Consider the following 17,689-nt stretch of genomic DNA (forward strand, 5'->3'; position numbering starts at 1 on the left):
GGCCGAACCCTTCCGCCGGGAAGGGTCTCCGGGCCTCTCAGGCTGGGTCCGGATGATCGACGAGCGGTCGGTCCTCCTCGACGAGCCCGCTCTCAGCTCGCCGCGCGACCCTCGCGGATCTCCTCGATCCACAGCGCGGTCTTGGTGCGGTGACCGGGGGCGACCTCGATGCGGTGGTCGGCGAGGAACCGGGCGAGGGCGACCGCGGCGCGCGGCGCGTCGACGGGCCGGCACTTGACCGACAGCTCACGCAGCTCCCGCCCGCTCGGGTACCGGCAGTGCTCCAGGAACGCCCGGCCGACGGCGAACCGGGCGCGCGGCACGCGGTAGCGGTGGGTGGTGAGGGGGCCGTGGAGCACGAGGGCGTCGAGCACCGTCTCCGGCATGCCCTCGGGCAGCAGGGTCTGCAGCCAGCGGCGCTGGGTCCCGGAGAGCAGCGAGCCCAGCGGGGCGGCGGCGTCGAGGCAGGCGGTCGCGGTGTCGGGGTCGACGGTGCGGCGCAGCTGGGTGGTGCGCAGCAGGTTCCCGGGCAGGACGTCGAGCTCCACCCGGGCCTCGCGCGGACCGCGGCGGCCCGTCACGCGGTCCCGGTCCCGCACCCGGACGACGAGGTCGAAGCGGCGGGGGCCGCGGCGCCGGACCCGGAGGTTCACGCCGGCCAGGCAGAGGTCGAGCTCCGGGGTGTCGAGGAGGTACACCCGGCGCGCGCCGCGACGGCGGGTGGTCTCGGTGGGGACGGGGGCGCCGTCGAGGGCGAGGAGCATCTTGAGCTCCACGGAGTCCGCGTCGCTGCCGACCACGCCGTGCCAGTCGATGCCCTCCGGGAGCGGGAACACCTCTGCCGCCGCACGTCGATCGCCCACCGCGTGGATCCGCCTTCCTGTTGAAACTCCAGCATTACCCATTCGTGCCGTCCGATCACCATTTTCCGGACGGATGAGACGTCCGACCGCCACCCGACACCCCTCTTCTAGGCTCGACGGCGATGTCCACGACCACGCGACCGCCGTCCCCGGGGCATCACGCCGGTCCCGCCGACGAGGCCGGTCCCGCCTGGAGTTCCCGGCCCCCGGTCGCGCCGTGGCACCGACTGCGGTCGCCGACGCGGCCGCGGTGGCGCCGGCGACGCCTGCTCGGGGCGGCCGTCGCCCTGGTCCTGGCCGTGCTCGTCCTGCTCCCGGACCTGTTCGGGCTCGACCGGGTGCTCCCCTTCGCCGTCTTCGCGGCCCTGCGGCTGCCGCTCGCCGTCGCGACGTGGGTGCTCGGGGTCGGCCTGCTGGCGCTGCGGCCGCGGTGGTGGCCGGTGCTCGCCCCGACGCTCGCCGTCGCCGTGCTGGCGGTCGCGCTCGTCGTCCCGCGGGCGGTCCCGGAGCCCGCCCCGGCCCCCGGCGGCACCGAACTCACGGTCCTGGAGCTCAACTCCTTCGAGGGGCACGCCGACCCGCGCGCGATCGCCGCGACGGCGCTGGGGGCGGGCGCCGACCTCGTCGTGCTACCCGAGGCCGGGGACCGGATGCGGCGGGCGCTGGCCGGACTGCTGCCGGGCTGGCGGACGTGGACGAACGTGCCGCCGTCCGCGGCGGAGGTGCGCGGCGTCGTCGTCGCGAGCTCGCCCCGCGCCGGGGACGTCTCGGCCCAGCGGCTCGACGGCGACACCCGCTACCCCTGGGCGGAGGTCACGGGTGGGATCCTCGGCCCGACCCGGCTCGTCGCCGTGCACCTCGTCTCCGTGGTGCCGCAGTGGATCTCCTACTGGCCCGGTGAGCTCGCCATGCTGCAGCGGTGGTGCGCGGCCGCGGGCCCGGCGATGGTCGTGGGCGATCTCAACGCCTCGCCCGACCACTCGGCGTTCCGCGCCGGCACCGCCGGGTGCACCGACGCCGGGACGGCGACCGGCACCTCGCTGGTCGGCACCTGGAACAGCGGGGTGCCCCGATGGCTGGGCACCCAGATCGACCACGTGCTCACCCGCACTGCTCCGGACGGCTCAGGACCGCAGGCGCGGTCGCTCGAGGTCCTCGACCTCCCCGGCAGTGACCACCGCGCCCTGCTGGTGCGACTGCGGCTCGGAGCCGGACCGGCTGCCGGGTCACCGCGGGTACACACCCCGCCCGTAGGCTGACGAGCCGTGGCACGACCGTCGTGGATGCACGTCCCCCGCTGGCTGCGCCCGCGCGCCGGGAACCCGGACGGCACGATGACGCTGCTCGAGCACATCCACGAGCTGCGGCGTCGGCTGGCGATCGGGGTCATCGCGATCCTGCTGGGCACGATCGTCGGTGTCCTCTGGTACCAGTTCCACATCTTCGGGCTGCCGTCGCTCGGTGAGCTGCTGACCGAGCCCTACTGCGCGCTGCCCCCGAGCGCCCGGCTGACCCTCGGCGACCCGAACCGCTGCCAGCTCGTCGCCTTCGCCCCGTTCGAGCAGCTCACCCTGCTCATCAAGGTCAGCGTGGCCGCGGGCGTGGTGCTCTCCAGCCCGATCTGGCTCTCCCAGCTCTGGGGCTTCATCACGCCCGGTCTGCACGCCCACGAGCGCAAGTTCGCCCGGGTGTTCATCGGCACCGGCACGGTGCTGTTCGTCGGCGGCGCGGTGATGGCCTACCTGGTGCTCACCAAGGCGCTGTACTTCCTGGTCACCGTGGGCGGGGGCATCCAGATCACCGCCCTGCGCGGCGACGACTACTTCAGCCTGCTGATCACCCTGCTCGTGATCTTCGGGGTGAGCTTCGAGCTGCCGTTGCTCATGATCATGCTGAACCGGGTCGGCATCTTCCCGTACGCCACGATCACGGCCTGGCGCCGCGGGCTGATCTTCGCGATCTTCGTGTTCGCGGCGGTGGTGACGCCGGGTCAGGACCCCTTCTCGATGCTCGCGCTCGGGTGCTCGCTGACCGTGCTGTTCGAGATCGCCGCACAGGTCTGCCGCGTCCACGACCGGCGGGCCGCGAAGGCGGCGCCGTGGCAGGGCCTGGCCGACGACGAGGCCGGGCCCTCGCCGATGGCCTCCGCCGGGGCGTCGGCGAGCACCGTCACGGCCTCCACCGCCGTGGCGCCCTCCGCGCTGGAGCCGGCGACCCGTGCCGCCGCGCCCGCACCGGCCCCCACCCGCGCCGACCCGCCGTCGGGAAGCGACTACGACGACATGACGTGAGGCGCGCTCGTGAGCAGAAAGTGGGGCTATAGCCCCACTTTCTGCTCACCTGCCGGAGGCACATGCGCGTGACGCGGGCGGACGAGCCGGCCGCGCAGGTCGCGGTGGCCCCCGACGAGGCCGCACCAGGTGCAGTCCTCGGACGGGACGGCGGACACGGCGGGCCCCGCGGTGACCGCCTCCGCCCGGGGCGCCGGGAGCAGGAGGTCCAGCCCGGCGTCGAGGACCGGGGGTGCGCTCCCGCGGTGACGGCGCCACGCCTCCCGCACGAACAGGGTCAGCCCCCACCCGACCAGGGCGACGATCGCCAACCACTTGAGCAGCAGCACGGCGCACAGCGCGATGACGACGCCGACGACGGCGCCCGGGACGGGGACGCGGACTCGACCGGAGGACACCCGATCGAGGCTAGGTCGACGCTGCGGTGACCACACGCAGGCGCGCCGGGAACGACGACGGCCCCGGTGAGCCGCGAGGTCGGGGGTCCCGCGGCCCGCCGGGGCCACCGATGAGTTCGCTCGGGGCGACGCCGGCGTTACCCGGCCGCCGAGAATTCCGCCGCGACCTCGTCGGACCAGGGCACGGAGCGGGTGACGACCTCGACGCCGCCCTCCGGTTCGCCGCCCGCGAGCTCGGCCGCCCGCACGCAGCAGTGCACCCAGAGCTGGAACTGCAGGTTCTTCGCGAGCCGGAGACGGTTGTAGACGAGGTCCGCCACGACGTCGCCCGCCCGGGCCCAGGTGGTGATCGTGAACTGGAGGGTGCGGTCACCGCCCTCCTCGTCGCCGGCGCCCTCGGCCGCGAACTCGATCTGCCCGGCCTCGACGTGGCCCTCGAGCGTGGCGAGCCGGAACGACGAGCGGCGGACCTCGTCCGTGCGGTCGACGACCCGTACCGGCCCGTCCCAGGGTCCCGGGATGCGCACCACGTACTCGTCGCCAACGGTCAGGGCGTGGGCCGAGCCCGTGACGCGGTCGAACCTCGCGGCGCCGGGGATCATCGCGGCGTTGATGTCCGCGACCAGGACGGCGACGAGCTCGCGGGGGCCGAGCTGTGCGTCGGGCACGTGGACGGTGAACACGCGGTGCAGCATCGGCCCGTGCCCGTCGAACAGCGTCTGGTCGCGCGGGCCGGGGCTCGGCAGGGGCGGCGGCGCATCCGTCACCGGGTCGCCCGGCTCCTCGCGGTGGTTGACCCGGACCCCGGGCAGCGCCCAGATGCGGCCGAGCGCGAGCAGCCCGCGCGGCGCGGACGTAAGCATCCGCGCCTCGCGGACGACCTGACTGGGGGTGGGGACCAACTGCACCCGGGGGGTGTACCCCGTTCGGCCGGTTCTCAGGAACGCGGCCGTCCCGCCGGCACCGCCTCGACCGCGACGGGCGCGCACTGCCCGGCCTCGCAGCGGCGGCGCAGGCCGGCGAACAGGTCGTCGAGGTGGGCCGCCGTGGTCGACGCCGTCACGGCGCCGAGCACCGTACCCATCCAGCCGGAGCGGTCGAGGTCGGCGACGAGGTCGGTCCCCCGCCCCTGCGCCGAGCGCCCCAGCCGGACGCGGAACGACGACGCCGAGCCGAGACCGACGCCGCGCCAGGTGAACCCGCGGTGGGGACGCAGCTCGGTGACGCGCCACTCGCGGTCGGGGAGGTGGCGCTGGCGCACCCGCACGCCGCCGCCGACCACCAGCGGCCCGCCGTCGAAGGGCTCCACCGCGCGCAACGTGGGCGACCAGTCCGGCCACCGGGCGACGTCGGTCAGCACGGCCCAGACGTAGTCCGGGCAGGCGCCGATCCGCACCTCGAGGTGCTGGTGCACGCGGGGCCTCCTCGTCGTGGTCCGCTCCCAGGTGGAGCGTAGAGACGCGTCCGGCCGATCGGAACGGCCCCCGGTATGGCCCATGACTCGACTTGTCTCTGTAGCAGAGCTAAATTGCTGGGTGTGGTCCTCGCCCCCGCGCTCGCCGACCGGCTCCTGCCGGCGATGACGGCGGTCCGGCGGGCGGTCCGGCGCCGCACCCGCGAGCGGCTCGGGGTGGAGCAGCTGCCCGCGGGGCGGATCGAGCTGCTCCGCGCCGTCGAGGAGCTGCCGGGAGCCGGGATCGGCGCCGTGGCCCGGCGGCTGCGGCTGGCCGAGAACACGATCTCCACCGCGGTCCGCGCCGCCGTCGCCGACGGCCACCTGGAGCGCCACACCGACCCGGCCGACCGGCGCGCCGTCCGGCTCGACCTCACCGACGCCGCCCGCGCCCGGTTGCAGCAGTGGCGCGCGGCGCGGGGCGAGCTCGTCGAGGACGCGCTGCGCCGCCTGCCCGACGCGGACCGGGCCGCCCTCGAGGCGGCCGTCCCCGCCCTGGAACGCCTGCTCGACGCGGTGGAGGGAGCCCCGTGAACCCCGTGCTGGTGAAGGATCTGCACTACGCCTTCGGCGACCACGTCGCGGTCGACGGCGTCGACCTGGCGCTGGAACCCGGCGAGGTGTTCGGCCTGCTCGGTCCGAACGGCGCCGGCAAGACGACGACGCTGCGCGTCGTCACCACGCTGCTGCCCGCGCCGCCGGACACGGTGCTGGTGGAGGGTCTCGACGTCGTCCGTTCCCGACGACGGGTGCGCCGACTGCTCGGCTACGTCCCCCAGCAGCTCTCCGCCGACGGGTCGTTGACCGGCCGGGAGAACGTGGCGCTGTTCGCCCGCCTCTTCGACGTCCCGCGCCGCGAGCGGGCGGAGGCCGTCGACGCCGTGCTCGACGCGATGGGCCTGTCCGAGTCGGCCGACCGCACCGCCTCGACCTACTCCGGGGGCATGGTCCGGCGGCTCGAGCTGGCCCAGGCGCTCGTCAGCGCGCCGCGGGTGCTCGTGCTCGACGAGCCGACCGTCGGGCTCGACCCGGTGGCCCGGTCCGGGGTGTGGGACCGCATCCACGAGGTGCGCCGCGCCAACGGCATGACCGTGCTCGTCACCACCCACGCCATGGAGGAGGCCGAGCTGCACTGCGACCGCGTCGCCCTCATGCACCGCGGCCGCCTCCGCGCCGAGGGCACGCCCGCCGAGCTCACGGCGGCGATCGGTCCCGACGCGACCCTCGAGGACGTCTTCCGCCACCACACCGGCGACACCCTGGAAGCAGGAGGAATGCGCGATGTCCGTGCTGCCCGCCGCACCGCCCGCCGCGTCGGCTGAGCGTCCCTCGCCGGTCGGCGAGGTCACGCTGCTGCTGCGCCGGGTGGGCGCGATGTGCCTGGTCGAGCTGCAGAAGCTGCGCCACGACCGCACCGAGCTCGTCACCCGCACCGTCCAGCCGGCGCTCTGGCTCATCGTGTTCGGCACGACGTTCAGCCGGATCCACGCCATCCCCACCGGCTCGACGCCCTACCTGGACTTCCTCGCGCCCGGGATCCTCGCGCAGTCGGCGCTGTTCGTGGCCATCTTCTACGGCATCCAGGTCATCTGGGAGCGCGACGCGGGCGTGCTCGCGAAGCTGCTCGTGACCCCGACGCCGCGGGCGGCCCTGGTGACCGCCAAGGCGTTCGCCGCCGGCATCCGCGCGCTCGTGCAGGCGCTCGTCGTCGTCGTGATCGCGCTGCTGCTCGGGGTGGGCCTCACGGGGAACCCGCTGAAGCTGCTCGGCGCCGCCGTCGTCGTGGTGCTGGGGTCGGCGTTCTTCTGCTGCCTGTCGATCACGCTCGCCGGTGTGGTGCTCTCGCGCGACCGGCTCATGGGCATCGGCCAGGCGATCACGATGCCGCTGTTCTTCGCCTCGAACGCGCTCTACCCGGTCGACGTGATGCCCGGCTGGCTGCAGATGGTCAACCGCGTCAACCCGCTGAGCTACGAGGTGGAGGCGCTGCGCGGACTGCTCGTCGGCACGCCCGCCCGCCTCGGCCTGTGCTTCGCTGTGCTCCTCGTGGCCGCCGCGGTGATGATCACGGTGGCGTCGGCGCTGCTGCCGCGGCTCGCCAGGTGACTCCGTCAGGTGAGCACTCAGTGGGCCTATAGCCCCCATTAATGCTCACCTGCGAAGCACCTACAGCTTGCTCTCCCGCCCCTCCCAGTACGCGTCGCGCAGGGTCCGCTTGAGGATCTTGCCGGCGCCGGACTTCGGCAGCGGGTCCTCGCGCAATTCCACGGTGCGCGGCACCTTGTAGCCCGCGATCGTCAGCCGGCAGTGCGCGACGAGCTCGTCGGCGGTGACGGCCGCCCGCACCTGGACGGTCGCGTGTACGGCCTCGCCGAACCGGTCGTCGGGAACGCCGAAGACCGCGGCCTCGACGACCGCCGGATGGGAGTACAGCGCGTTCTCCACCTCGGCGGAGTACACGTTCTCACCGCCGGAGACGATCATGTCCTTGGCGCGGTCGACGAGGAACAGGTAGCCGGCGTCGTCGAGGTAGCCGAGGTCGCCGGAGCGGAACCACCCGCCGTCGAGCACCTTGGCGGTCTCCTCCGGCTTGTGCCAGTAGCCCGCGGTCACGTTGGCGCCGCGGATCGCGACCTCCCCGACCTGCCCGCTCGGCAGCGTCGTCCGCTCCACCGGGTCCTCGATGCGCACCTCCACCCCGACGGCGGGTCGCCCGCACGACATCGCACGTGCTGAGTCCAGCCGGAGCTGCTCGTCGGGGTGCAGCGTGACGATGGGCGAGGTCTCGGTGAGCCCGTAGATGTGCAGCATCGACGCGGCGGGGAAGGTCGCGTGCGTGCGGCGCAGCAGCTCGCGCGCGGCGGGCGAGCTGCCGTGGGAGAGCCAGCGCAGCGACGACACGTCCCGCGGCCGCTCGCGCTGCTCGACGGCGAGCGCGTCCATCATCGTCGGGACGACGAGGGTGGCGGTGACCCGCTCGGTCTCGACGACGTCGAGCACGCCGCCCGGGGTGAACGCCGGGACGATCACCTGCGTGCCGGCGGCCCAGATCGTGGCGAGCGTGCCGATGGTGCCCGCGGCGTGGAACATGGGCGCGACGACCATGAACCGCGTGTCCTCGGTGAACGGCCAGCACGCCATGAAGTGGAAGGCGTTGGCGACGAGGTTGCCGTGGGTCAGCATCACGCCCTTGGCCGCGCCCGTCGTCCCGCCGGTGTAGAAGATGCCGGCGAGGTCGTGCTCGGCGGGGGCGTCCTCCCCGTCGGGGACCGGCACCTCGGACGCGTCGGCGAGGAGCCGGTCGTACAGGAGCCCCTCCCCCGTCGCTCCGCTCGCCCCGGCCTCGAGGTCCACCACGCGCACGCCCGCGTCGACCCCCGCGACGGCACGGTCGGTGATCAGCACGCGCGCCCCGGAGTCGGCGATCGCGTAGCAGCGCTCGACGTCGGTGTGCCGGGTGTTGAGGGGGACGATGACGAGGCCGGCGGCGGGCACCGCGAGGTAGAGCTCCAGATAGCGGTGACCGTTGGCGCCCAGCACCGCGACCCGGTCACCCCGCTCGAGCCCGAGGCCCGCGAGGGCCCCGATGAGGCGGCGGACGCGGGCGCCGAGCTCGGCGTAGGTGAGCTCCACCCCGGCGCAGACGACGGCGGTCGCGCCCGGCGACACGGCCAGCGCCCGGGCCAGCGGCGCCCCGACCGTGCGGGTGGCGTTGCGGTGGTCGCCCGCGGGGGCGAGCAGCGGCGCGGTGCCCGTGGTCGTCGTCATGACCTCTCCCGGAGCCTGGCGGTGCACCGAACGATCGTTCGGTCGGACGCGACGATAGCAGCGGCGGGTGACCGGTGACACCCGTCCCGGCGGACAGCGTCAACCATCCCGCCCCGCGCCGCTAGGGTCCGCAGGATCATGACCAGTGACGAGCGGAGCGACGGGTCGGCGCGGCCCGGGCGGGCGGGGCGCCGATCGGGCCACGCCGAGCCGTACACGCTCGCCTCCCTGGTCGAGGTCGCGGCGCGGGCGTTCAACGAGCGCGGGTACGACGCGACCAGCATGGAGGACCTCTCCCGGGCCGCCGGGATCACGAAGTCGTCCTTCTACCACCACGTCTCGGGCAAGGAGGCGCTGCTGCGCGCCGCGCTCGACCGCGCCCTCGACGGGCTCTTCGGCATCCTCGCCGAGCCCGGGGCGTCGGCCGGCGCGCCCGTCGACCGGCTCCGTCACATCGTGCGCCGCCAGGTCGAGGTGCTCGCGACCGAGCTGCCGTACGTGACGCTGCTGCTGCGGCTGCACGGCAACACCGAGACCGAGCGCTGGGCGCTGGCCCGCCGCCGGGAGTTCGACCAGACCATCGCGCGGCTCGTGGCCGACGTCCGGTCCGACGTCGACCCGGTCGTCGCTGCCCGGCTGCTCAGCGGCACGGTGAACTCGTTGATCGAGTGGTACCGGCCCGGCCGGGTGCCCGTGGCGGAGCTGGTCGAGGCGGTCGACCGTCAGGTGTTCGAGGGGCTGCTGCGATGACCGGATCGGACGATCTCGATCTTCCCGACGGAGACCCGGAGCAGCACGCCGACGGGGGTTCGACGCCGGCCCGTGACGACGGCTCGCCCCCGGCCCACGACGACGGCTCGGCCCCGTCCCGGGCCGAGCGGTTCCGGGTCGCCGCCGTCCGCGGGGCCGCGCGGGCGCGTGAGCTCGACCGGTCCCCCGCGCTGCAGCGGGCCGTGCGTCGGCTGCGGGAGACGCTGCCCGGCGACGCCCACTTCGGCGACCCGCTGTCGCTGGGCGGGGCCCGGCACACCGAGGCCGCCGGTCGGGCGATCGTGGGACTGACCGGGGACCGCCCCGGCGTCGTGCGGGAGCTCGGTCTCGGCGGGGTGCAGCTGTGGCAGTCGGTGCTCGAACGGTTCGGCCGCGGCGTCGGCGACCACGAGGTGGCGCTCGTGTTCACCGACCTCGTCGAGTTCTCCCGCTGGTCGCTCGAGGCGGGCGACGACGAGGTGCTCCGGGTCCTGCGGCAGGTCGGCGAGGCGTGGGAGCCGCCGATGACCCAGCGGGCGGGCACCGTGGTCAAACGCCTCGGGGACGGCCTGATGGTGGCGTTCGCCGACCCGCGGGCCGCCCTCGACGCCGTGCTGGAGGCCCGACGGCGGCTCGGGACACTGCACGTGGACGGCTGGTCGCCCCGGATGCGGGCGGGCCTCCACGTCGGGCGCCCGCGCCGGGTCGGCGGGGACTACCTGGGCATCGCCGTCAACGTCGCCGCCCGCCTCGGTGACGCCGCCCGGGCCGACGAGATCCTCGTCAGCGGCGACTTCCTCGGACGCGTCGACGCCCGCACCGTGCAGGCGAAGCGGCGCCGCCGGGTGCACCTCAAGGGCGCGCCGGACGACCTGGAGGTCTACTCGGTCGGTGGCTCCGCCCTGTGAGCACGTGCCGTGGTCATACCGACGGAAAGTGCTCACAGGCGCGCAGCGCACCTACGAGCTCGTCCGTGCACCCTTCGTGATCCTGTCGGCGGCGTTCCGGGGCGCGTGCACGGCCACGCCGACCAGGTCCAGCTCGTCGCGGGGCACCGCCGCGACCGCCGCGCGGTTCTCCTCGTCGCCGCCGGTCGCGAAGAGCTCGGCCGTGAACACCGGGACCCGCAGCCCCCGGTCGACCGCGCGCCGATGGGCGGCACGGACCGCCTCCGCGTCGCCCTCCAGCACCACCACGGGCTGACGGAACATCGGGGCGTAGACGGTGCCGCCGGCGTCGGCGTAGGGCTCCCCGAGCAGCTCGGGCTCCGTCGCCGCGATCCCGCTCGCGAGGAACGCGACGACGTTGCTGCGCTGCCACCCGGCGAGGTCGTCGCGGACGACCACCACGATCTTCGTGTCGAAACGAGGGCTCATGGCGTCCACGATCGACCGGGCCCGGGGAGCGGTTCTTGTACGTTCCTGGGGTGGGTCCGGAGCAGGTGCGGGCGTGGAACCCCGGGGTGCCGGGCATCGAGGAGGTCTTCCACGCCCGGTTCGTCGAACACGCCTACCCGCGGCACACCCACTCGACGTGGACGCTGCTCGTCGTCGACGACGGCGCCGTCCGCTACGACCTCGACCGCGCCGAGCACGGCGCCCTCGGCCGTTCGGTGACGCTGCTGCCGCCGGGCGTGGCGCACGACGGGCGCTCGGCGACGTCTGGCGGCCTCCGCAAGCGGGTGCTCTACCTGTCCGACTTCCCGGAGGGGCTCGTCGGGCGCGCCGTCGACCGGCCCTCCGTCCTCGACGACGCCCTGCGCGGCGCCGTCGACCGCCTGCACCGGGTGCTCGAGCACCCGGGCGACGAGCTCGCGGCGAGCTCCGGGCTGGCCCTGGTCACCGACCGGCTCGCCACCCACCTCGGCGGCGGCGTGCCCGACGACGGGCCGGTGCGGGATCCGCGGACGGCCGCCGGTCTGCGGGACCTCCTCGACGCCCACGTCGTCGACGGGCTGGCCCTCGACGACGCGGCCACGCAGCTGCACGTGACCCCGAACCACCTGGTCAAGGCGTTCTCGGCCGCGTTCGGGCTGCCGCCGCACCGCTACCTGGTCGGGCGGCGCGTGGAGGTCGCGCGCCGCCTCCTGCTCGCCGGTGTGCCCACGGCCCGGGTGGCCGTCGACGCGGGCTTCCACGACCAGGCGCACCTGACGCGGCACTTCCGTCGCCTGCTCGGGGTGCCGCCGGGTCGCTTCGCGACGTGAGCACCTGCCGTGGTCATACCGACCGAAAGTGCTCACGGGCGCGCAGCGCACCTGTCGAGCCACTCCCCCAGCAGGGCCCGTTCGGCCGGGGTGAGCGCGTCGAGGTCGTCCACCGACGCTCGCAGGGCGACGGCGGCGGCGACCGGACCGGAACCCGTCGTCGGGACCTCCTCCGTGGTGACCGCCGCGATCACGGCGTCGCGCGCGGCGTGGGACAACCCCCGGTCACGCTTCTCCGGCGGCACGGCAATGAGGGAGAGGGCGACGCCCGAGCCCGCGGAGTGCACCAGGCCGACGGCCCGCCCCTCGGGCACGCGCAGCCGCCCGGCGGCCGCGATGCGGCGGATCAACACCGCGAGCTCGGCGAAGGCGGCCCGCGCGGCGGGCGAGTAGCCGACGGCCTGGGGGCGGGCGTACATCAGCCGGTAGAGCGCAGGACGCTCCAGCGCGAGCCCGACGTGGAGGTCCCAGCCGGTGCGCAGATCGGCGACCGGGTCGTCGGTGGGCGACCGCACGGTCTTCTCGGCCAGGTAGTCCTCGAAGCCACGGCTCACGACAGCGTCGAGCAGGCCCTGCTTGTCCCCGAACAGCCGGTAGATCGTCGGGGCCTGCACGCCCGCGGCGGCACTCACCGCGCGCGTCGACACGGCCTCCTCGCCGCCGGACTCGAGCAGCCGGGCGGCCGCCGCGACGATCCGCTCCCGGGGCTCCACGAGAACGACGATAACAGTGTGCTGTTAGCGCCGGAACGTTTCCGGTGTTAGCGTCGGCGCGCTACCACCGATAGGAGACCACCGTGATCGTCGTGACCGGAGCGACCGGCGTCCTGGGCCGCCTCGTCGTCGACCGCCTGCTCGAGATCGTGCCCGCCGGCGAGGTCGGGGTGAGCGTCCGCGACCCCGCGAAGGCGCAGGACCTGGCCGACCGCGGCGTCCGCGTCCGCCGCGGCGACTTCACCGAGCCCGCCGCGCTCGCCGACGCCTTCGCCGGCGCGGACCAGGTGCTCGTCGTCAGCGCGAACACCCTCGGCCCGGACGGGGTCGCCCAGCACCGGGCGGCGATCGAGGCCGCCGTCGCGGCCGGGGCGGGCCGGGTCCTCTACACCGCACACCAGGGCGCCCGTCCCGATTCCCCCTTCGCCGCCGCGGCCGACCATGCCGCGACGGAGGAGATCCTCGCCGGGTGCGGCGCCGCGTGGACGTCGCTGCGCAACGGGTTCTACGCGAACACGGTCCCGATGTTCCTGGCCGACGCCGCGAGCACCGGGGAACTGCGCCTTCCCGACGACGGGCCGGTCGCCTGGACCACGCGCGAGGACCTGGCGGCGGCGACCGCCCGACTGCTCGTCGACGGCGCGCCCGACGGGCCGACCGCCCCGCTCACCGGGCCGGAGGCGGTGGACTTCGAGCAGGTGGCGGCCACGGTGGGCGAACTCACCGGGCGGACGGTGCGCCGCGTCGTCGTGGAGCCCGCCGAGTACCGGGAGATCCTCGTCGGCCGCGGCGTGCCCGAGCACGCGGCGGACCTGCTGCTCGGTTTCTTCCCGGCCGCGGCGCGCGGAGACTTCGCCCCGGCCGACCCGACCCTGGCGGAGCTCGTCGGTCGGCCCGCCAGCCCGATCGAGGACGTGTTGCGGGCGACGCTCGTGCCCAGCGGGTCGTGATCGCCGGCACGTTCGCGCACATGGATGCTGCGAGAGTGCCGAGCGTGCAGGTCAGGAGCGCTCGGCGAGAGCGGTGAGGAGCGCCGCGAGGTGCGCGCGCTCGTCGTCGGGAAGGCGGTCGAGGAGATGGGCGCGGACGGCGGCCGCGTGCACCGGGCGCGCCGCCTCCGCAAGGTCGGACCCGGCCTCCGTGACAGCGACCTCGACGCCGCCCCCGACCCCGGCACGTGTGACCAGGCCGCGGCCGGCCATGCGCGTGAGCTGGTGCGAGAGCCGGCTGCGGTGCCAGCCGAGAGAGGTCGCGAGCTCGTTCTGCCGCTGGCACCCGCCGGCGTCGAGGAGGCGCGTGAGGATGCCGAAGTCGGGGTCGGACAGGCCGGTGGCGCGCGTGATGTCCTCGGCGACCGCCGCCCGGACGGCCTCGCCGGCCCGCTTGAAGGCGTGCCAGAGCGCGATCTCGTCGTCGTCGAGTGGTGTTGTCACATCAACCTCCGGGTGGCACGGTGGTGACATGACAACACGACAGGTGCTGGTGACCGGCGGCGGGCGCGGGATCGGTCTCGGCCTGGCGACCCGGTTCCACGCGCGGGGCGACCGGGTGATCGTCACGGCGCGCTCCGCAGCCGGCCTGGCGGACGCCGCGGCCGCCGGGCTGGAGACGGTCGAGGCCGACATGGCCCGGCCCGGGGACCGCGAGGCGCTGGCCGCGCACGTGCGGGCGGAGATGCCGGGGCTCGACCTCGTCGTGCAGAACGCGGGCGGGCAGCGCCGGGTCGGGCTGGCCGCGGACGACGCCCCGTGGGCGGAACGGCAGGCCGAGATCGACACGCTGCTGGCCGGCCCGGTCCACCTGGACGCGCTGCTGGTCCCGACCCTGCTCGCCCACGGCCGGCCCGCGACCGTGGTCGAGGTGACCTCGGGCGGCGCCGTCGTGCCCCAGCCGTTCGCGCCGCTCTACAGCGCCTCGAAGGCGGCGCTGCACCACTACGCGCTGCTCCTGCGCGCGTCGCTGGCGGACACCCCGGTGCGGGTCGTGGAACTGATGCCGCCGGCCGTCGCGACCGGCCTGGGCGGGGCGACCCACGGCGCCGACCTCGACGCCTTCTGCGACGTGGCCGTGGCCGGGATCGACCGGGGTGACGCCGTGGTCGGCTTCGGCCCGACGGCGTCGGGCGAGCTCCGCGCGCTGGTGACGGCCCAGCAGGAGCTGTTCGACCGGAGGGCCCGAGGCGTCCCCGTCGCCTGAACGAACGGCACGCCCGCTCGGGCGACGTGCCGTTCGCTCAGGTCAGGGGCACTACTCCGCGATGTCCCCGTCCCCGCGGCGGCCGAGGCCGACGGCGGTGAGGCCGGCGCGGCGCAGCGTGGCCGGGTCGACGATGTTGCGGGTGTCGATGACGATCGGGCGCTTCACCGCGGTCGCGATCACCGACCAGTCCAGGGTGCGGAACATCGGCCACTCGGTGAGCACCAGCACCGCCTCCGCGCCCTGCGCCGCCGACACCGCGTCCGCCGCGAGCGGCACCCCGTCGATCTCGGTCGGCGGGGCCGCACCGTCTCTGTTCTTGCTGCCCTCGACAAATGCCGGGTCGAAGCCGACCAGCTCCGCCCCCGCCTGACGCAGCAGCGCCGCGATCGCCAGGGCCGGGGAGTCGCGCAGGTCGTCGGTGCCGGCCTTGAACGTCAGCCCCAGCAGCGCCAGCCGCACCCGCGACAGCGACCCGGTCCGCTTCCCGGTCACCGCCAGGCGCACCTTGTCCACGATCCGCTGCCGCTGCCGGGTGTTCGTGTCGATCGTCGCCCGCAGCAGCCGGAACTCGAAGTCCGCCGAGTCCGCCACCTGCAGCAGCGCGTGGGTGTCCTTCGGCAGGCACGACCCGCCCCAGCCCGGACCCGGCGACAGGAACGCCTGCCCGATCCGCCGGTCGTAGCCGATCCCCTCGGTCACGTCCCCGATGTCGGCGCCGACCCGCTCGCACAGCTCGGCCATCGCGTTGACGTAGGACAGCTTCATCGCCAGGAAGCAGTTCGCCGCGTACTTCATCAGCTCCGCCGACGCCGCGTCGGTCAGCACCGTCGGCGCACCCAGCCGCGCGTAGAGCGCCGCGACCCGCTCCGCGGCGTCCTGATTGTCCGACCCGACCACGATCCGGTCCGGACCCAGGAAGTCCTTGACCGCCGACCCCTCACGCAGGAACTCCGGGTTCGACACCACCGCCACGTCGGTGCGCTCGAGCAGCTCGGCGGTCCGCGCCGCGGTCCCCACCGGCACCGTCGACTTGTTCACCACCACCGTGCCCGGCGCCAGCTCCGCGCCGACCTCCTCGATCACCGACTCCACCGCACGCAGGTCGGCCACCCCACCCGCGCCCATCGGCGTCGGGACACAGAGGAAGAGCACCTCCGCGGGCCGACCGTCCTCGAACGAACCCAGCGCCGCCCCCGCGCCGACCACGAACGACAACCGGCCCGCCGAGGTCTGCTCGGCGACCAGCTCCGCCAGGTCCGGCTCCACGATGTCCACCACACCGCGACGCAGCCGTTCCACCTTGGCCGCGTCGATGTCCGCGCACACCACCTCGTGGCCCAACGACGCCAGACACGCCCCCGTCGTCAGCCCGACGTAGCCCGTCCCCACCACCATGACCCGCCGTGCGAACACCCCTGGCACCCTTCCTCGGGATCGGTTCGGACGTCACCGTGCCAGATCACGGTGGGTGAGCGAGGAGTTGCGGCTAACTCGCGCCCGTGACGGCGTTCACGTAGTCCTGGCGGGTCGATCCCGACGACGGGTCGTCGAGCACGCTCTCGAAGGCCAGGAAGAACGCCGCCAGCGCACACCCGCGGGCGTAGCCGGGGCTGCGCCGGATCTGCGCGGCCTCGGAGTCGGAGTTCGACGTGCCCCCGGTCTGCGCCGCGGGCGGGCCCGGGTTCTCCCCCACGGCGGCGAGCCCGGCCCGGGCGGCCTGGGCCCGGGCGAAGCGCAGGTTCGACCACGCGGCGACGTTGGTCGAGGTCTGCGTGCTGGCCGTCGCGTCGGTGGACTGGCAGGTGTCCTGCGCGGGGTTCAGGCCGCGGGCGGTGACCGCGGTGGCGTCGTCGACACCGGTCAGGTCGACCACCACGGTGCTCGTGATGTTGCCGGCCATCACCGGGAACTGGTCCACGTAGTAGAGGCCGCGGCCCAGGGAGCCGTCGCGGTCCCCGCTGCCGTTCAGCAGGGCGTTCGTCGCGGTGGTGAGGTCGGCCGGGAGCACGCCCTTGCCCGGGGACGGGACGTGCACGGCGCCGGCGTAGCCGGCGGTGCGCAGCGTGTCGGCCTGGTCCTTGATCGCGTAGACCAGGGAGCGCTCGTACCAGAGGAACCAGTTCTGCGCGGCGGCGGCGGTCACGGCCGCGCCGTTCCAGGTCTTCGCACCGGGGATCCAGCCGGGCATCGGGGACTTCGGGGTGCCGGCGGCGAGGCCGGTGCCCTGCTGGGCGTCGGCGCCGTAGGCCCAGTAGCTCTGCAGGAAGCCGGTGCCGGACTCGTTCGGGCCGGGGAAGCCGATCTCGCCCGCGGCGCTGGTGCCGACGCGGATGCCGTCGAGGCGCGAGACCGGGAGCTTCGCGACGATGCGCGTGAGGTAGTCGTCCTGCGCGCTCCGAACGGCCGCGGAGAAGATCGTGTCGACGGCGCCGGTGTTCGGGGTGTTGCCCTTCTGGTCCACCAGCGTCGCCCCGGCGAGCTGCCGCACCCACGACGGCGGGTACTGCGTGCCGGTCCCGAGCACCACGCGGATGCCGGCGTTCAGGCAGGCCGTCACGCGGGAGGCGAGGTCGGTGACGTAGTCGGTGCTCTCGGCGGTGGCCGAGGTCGGCAGCCACCGGTCCCAGTACGCCTCGACCTCGACGAGCCCGATCCCCGCGGCCTGGTTGGCCGCGATGTCGGAGGAGCTGCAGCTGGAGGCCATGAGCCCCCAGGACGGGTCGGTGGCGGCCCGGGCGGCGGGCGGCCGCTGGCCGAGGAGCAGGAGCGGGACGAGGGCGAGCAGGACGACGGCGACGCGGAGGCCTCGGGGGGCGCGCAGCGGTCGGGCGAGGGTGAGCACGATCCCTGCCATCGCGGCGTCCGGGCACGGATGGCACACCTCGGCGGCCGCGTCGTTCGGACGGCCGAACGGTTCCACGCGGACGGCCCAGCACCTCCTCCGGATCTACTCCGAGCGTGAATCCCCTGCTCGGAGTAGCGATGGATCTCGGGCCCCCGCCCCTCGGGCGAGCAGGACCGCACGCGCCGGCCCGCCCCGGGCCGCTG

The 17,689-nt window shown here is 74.7% G+C and carries 20 protein-coding genes; 10 read left to right on the forward strand and 10 right to left on the reverse strand.

The window, feature by feature from the left end; all coding sequences use genetic code 11:
- Positions 1–92: 92 nt before the first annotated feature.
- Positions 93–863, reverse strand: coding sequence for a hypothetical protein (locus A3CO_RS0121050; protein WP_157647746.1), 771 nt, complete (start codon positions 861–863; stop codon positions 93–95).
- 122 nt (positions 864–985) lie between these two features.
- On the opposite strand from A3CO_RS0121050, the gene A3CO_RS0121055 reads away from it, so the two are divergent.
- Positions 986–2,122: an endonuclease/exonuclease/phosphatase family protein gene (locus A3CO_RS0121055; protein WP_018334227.1), complete on the forward strand. Its 1,137-nt coding sequence runs from the start codon at positions 986–988 to the stop codon at positions 2,120–2,122.
- Between the two features lie 6 nt (positions 2,123–2,128).
- Positions 2,129–3,154 carry a twin-arginine translocase subunit TatC gene (tatC, locus tag A3CO_RS0121060; protein WP_211214512.1) on the forward strand — a complete coding sequence of 342 codons (1,026 nt, stop codon included), beginning with the start codon at positions 2,129–2,131 and terminating at the stop codon, positions 3,152–3,154.
- Between the two features lie 26 nt (positions 3,155–3,180).
- Here the strand turns inward: tatC and A3CO_RS0121065 are convergent, their stop codons facing one another.
- From A3CO_RS0121065 to A3CO_RS36170, 3 genes are all read right to left on the reverse strand, one after another.
- Complete coding sequence (locus A3CO_RS0121065; protein ID WP_018334229.1) at positions 3,181–3,552, reverse strand: hypothetical protein; 372 nt, start codon at positions 3,550–3,552, stop codon at positions 3,181–3,183.
- 137 nt (positions 3,553–3,689) lie between these two features.
- Entirely contained in the window at positions 3,690–4,460 is a 771-nt protein-coding gene (locus tag A3CO_RS33550; protein ID WP_157647748.1) for a DUF1990 family protein, read from the reverse strand.
- Between the two features lie 29 nt (positions 4,461–4,489).
- The gene (locus tag A3CO_RS36170) at positions 4,490–4,966 is read right to left on the reverse strand and encodes an SRPBCC family protein (protein ID WP_018334231.1); all 477 of its coding nucleotides are present in this window, start codon (positions 4,964–4,966) and stop codon (positions 4,490–4,492) included.
- A gap of 123 nt (positions 4,967–5,089) precedes the next feature.
- Between A3CO_RS36170 and A3CO_RS0121080 the strand changes: the two genes are divergently transcribed.
- From A3CO_RS0121080 to A3CO_RS0121090, 3 genes are read left to right on the forward strand one after another with little or no spacing between them, the layout of a single operon-like run.
- Complete coding sequence (locus A3CO_RS0121080; RefSeq protein WP_018334232.1) at positions 5,090–5,539, forward strand: MarR family winged helix-turn-helix transcriptional regulator; 450 nt, start codon at positions 5,090–5,092, stop codon at positions 5,537–5,539.
- Positions 5,536–6,327, forward strand: coding sequence for an ABC transporter ATP-binding protein (locus A3CO_RS0121085; protein WP_018334233.1), 792 nt, complete (start codon positions 5,536–5,538; stop codon positions 6,325–6,327). The genes A3CO_RS0121080 and A3CO_RS0121085 overlap by 4 nt, the downstream gene beginning before the upstream one ends.
- Complete coding sequence (locus A3CO_RS0121090; protein WP_018334234.1) at positions 6,287–7,111, forward strand: ABC transporter permease; 825 nt, start codon at positions 6,287–6,289, stop codon at positions 7,109–7,111. Before A3CO_RS0121085 ends, A3CO_RS0121090 begins: the two co-directional genes overlap by 41 nt.
- Positions 7,112–7,171: 60 nt before the next feature.
- Here the strand turns inward: A3CO_RS0121090 and A3CO_RS0121095 are convergent, their stop codons facing one another.
- Positions 7,172–8,773, reverse strand: coding sequence for a class I adenylate-forming enzyme family protein (locus tag A3CO_RS0121095; RefSeq protein ID WP_018334235.1), 1,602 nt, complete (start codon positions 8,771–8,773; stop codon positions 7,172–7,174).
- A gap of 138 nt (positions 8,774–8,911) precedes the next feature.
- On the opposite strand from A3CO_RS0121095, the gene A3CO_RS0121100 reads away from it, so the two are divergent.
- Entirely contained in the window at positions 8,912–9,523 is a 612-nt protein-coding gene (locus A3CO_RS0121100) for a TetR/AcrR family transcriptional regulator (protein WP_018334236.1), read from the forward strand.
- Entirely contained in the window at positions 9,520–10,431 is a 912-nt protein-coding gene (locus tag A3CO_RS33560) for an adenylate/guanylate cyclase domain-containing protein (protein WP_018334237.1), read from the forward strand. The genes A3CO_RS0121100 and A3CO_RS33560 overlap by 4 nt, the downstream gene beginning before the upstream one ends.
- Positions 10,432–10,482: 51 nt before the next feature.
- Here the strand turns inward: A3CO_RS33560 and A3CO_RS0121110 are convergent, their stop codons facing one another.
- Positions 10,483–10,899 carry a DUF2000 domain-containing protein gene (locus A3CO_RS0121110; protein WP_033414802.1) on the reverse strand — a complete coding sequence of 139 codons (417 nt, stop codon included), beginning with the start codon at positions 10,897–10,899 and terminating at the stop codon, positions 10,483–10,485.
- Between the two features lie 50 nt (positions 10,900–10,949).
- On the opposite strand from A3CO_RS0121110, the gene A3CO_RS0121115 reads away from it, so the two are divergent.
- Positions 10,950–11,729, forward strand: a complete 780-nt coding sequence (locus A3CO_RS0121115; RefSeq protein WP_018334239.1) for an AraC family transcriptional regulator — start codon at positions 10,950–10,952, stop codon at positions 11,727–11,729.
- A 32-nt stretch (positions 11,730–11,761) separates the two neighbouring features.
- Here A3CO_RS0121115 and A3CO_RS0121120 read toward each other — a convergent pair whose 3' ends face one another.
- Positions 11,762–12,442 carry a TetR/AcrR family transcriptional regulator gene (locus tag A3CO_RS0121120; RefSeq protein ID WP_018334240.1) on the reverse strand — a complete coding sequence of 227 codons (681 nt, stop codon included), beginning with the start codon at positions 12,440–12,442 and terminating at the stop codon, positions 11,762–11,764.
- An 83-nt stretch (positions 12,443–12,525) separates the two neighbouring features.
- Between A3CO_RS0121120 and A3CO_RS0121125 the strand changes: the two genes are divergently transcribed.
- Positions 12,526–13,392, forward strand: a complete 867-nt coding sequence (locus tag A3CO_RS0121125; RefSeq protein WP_018334241.1) for an NAD(P)H-binding protein — start codon at positions 12,526–12,528, stop codon at positions 13,390–13,392.
- A gap of 51 nt (positions 13,393–13,443) precedes the next feature.
- Here A3CO_RS0121125 and A3CO_RS0121130 read toward each other — a convergent pair whose 3' ends face one another.
- Positions 13,444–13,875, reverse strand: a complete 432-nt coding sequence (locus tag A3CO_RS0121130) for a MarR family winged helix-turn-helix transcriptional regulator (protein ID WP_018334242.1) — start codon at positions 13,873–13,875, stop codon at positions 13,444–13,446.
- Positions 13,876–13,903: 28 nt separating this feature from the next.
- Here A3CO_RS0121130 and A3CO_RS0121135 point away from each other — a divergent pair, with 28 nt between their 5' ends.
- Positions 13,904–14,638, forward strand: coding sequence for an SDR family NAD(P)-dependent oxidoreductase (locus tag A3CO_RS0121135; protein WP_033414724.1), 735 nt, complete (start codon positions 13,904–13,906; stop codon positions 14,636–14,638).
- A 51-nt stretch (positions 14,639–14,689) separates the two neighbouring features.
- On the opposite strand, the gene A3CO_RS0121140 is transcribed toward A3CO_RS0121135, so the two are convergent.
- Together A3CO_RS0121140 and A3CO_RS0121145 are read right to left on the reverse strand one after the other, a co-directional pair.
- On the reverse strand, positions 14,690–16,054 hold the full coding sequence (locus A3CO_RS0121140; protein ID WP_018334244.1) for a UDP-glucose dehydrogenase family protein: 1,365 nt from the start codon (positions 16,052–16,054) through the stop codon (positions 14,690–14,692).
- Positions 16,055–16,127: 73 nt separating this feature from the next.
- Positions 16,128–17,495: a hypothetical protein gene (locus tag A3CO_RS0121145; protein WP_157647749.1), complete on the reverse strand. Its 1,368-nt coding sequence runs from the start codon at positions 17,493–17,495 to the stop codon at positions 16,128–16,130.
- Positions 17,496–17,689: the final 194 nt, after the last annotated feature.

This window comes from Actinomycetospora chiangmaiensis DSM 45062, from assembly GCF_000379625.1.
Lineage (GTDB): Bacteria > Actinomycetota > Actinomycetes > Mycobacteriales > Pseudonocardiaceae > Actinomycetospora > Actinomycetospora chiangmaiensis.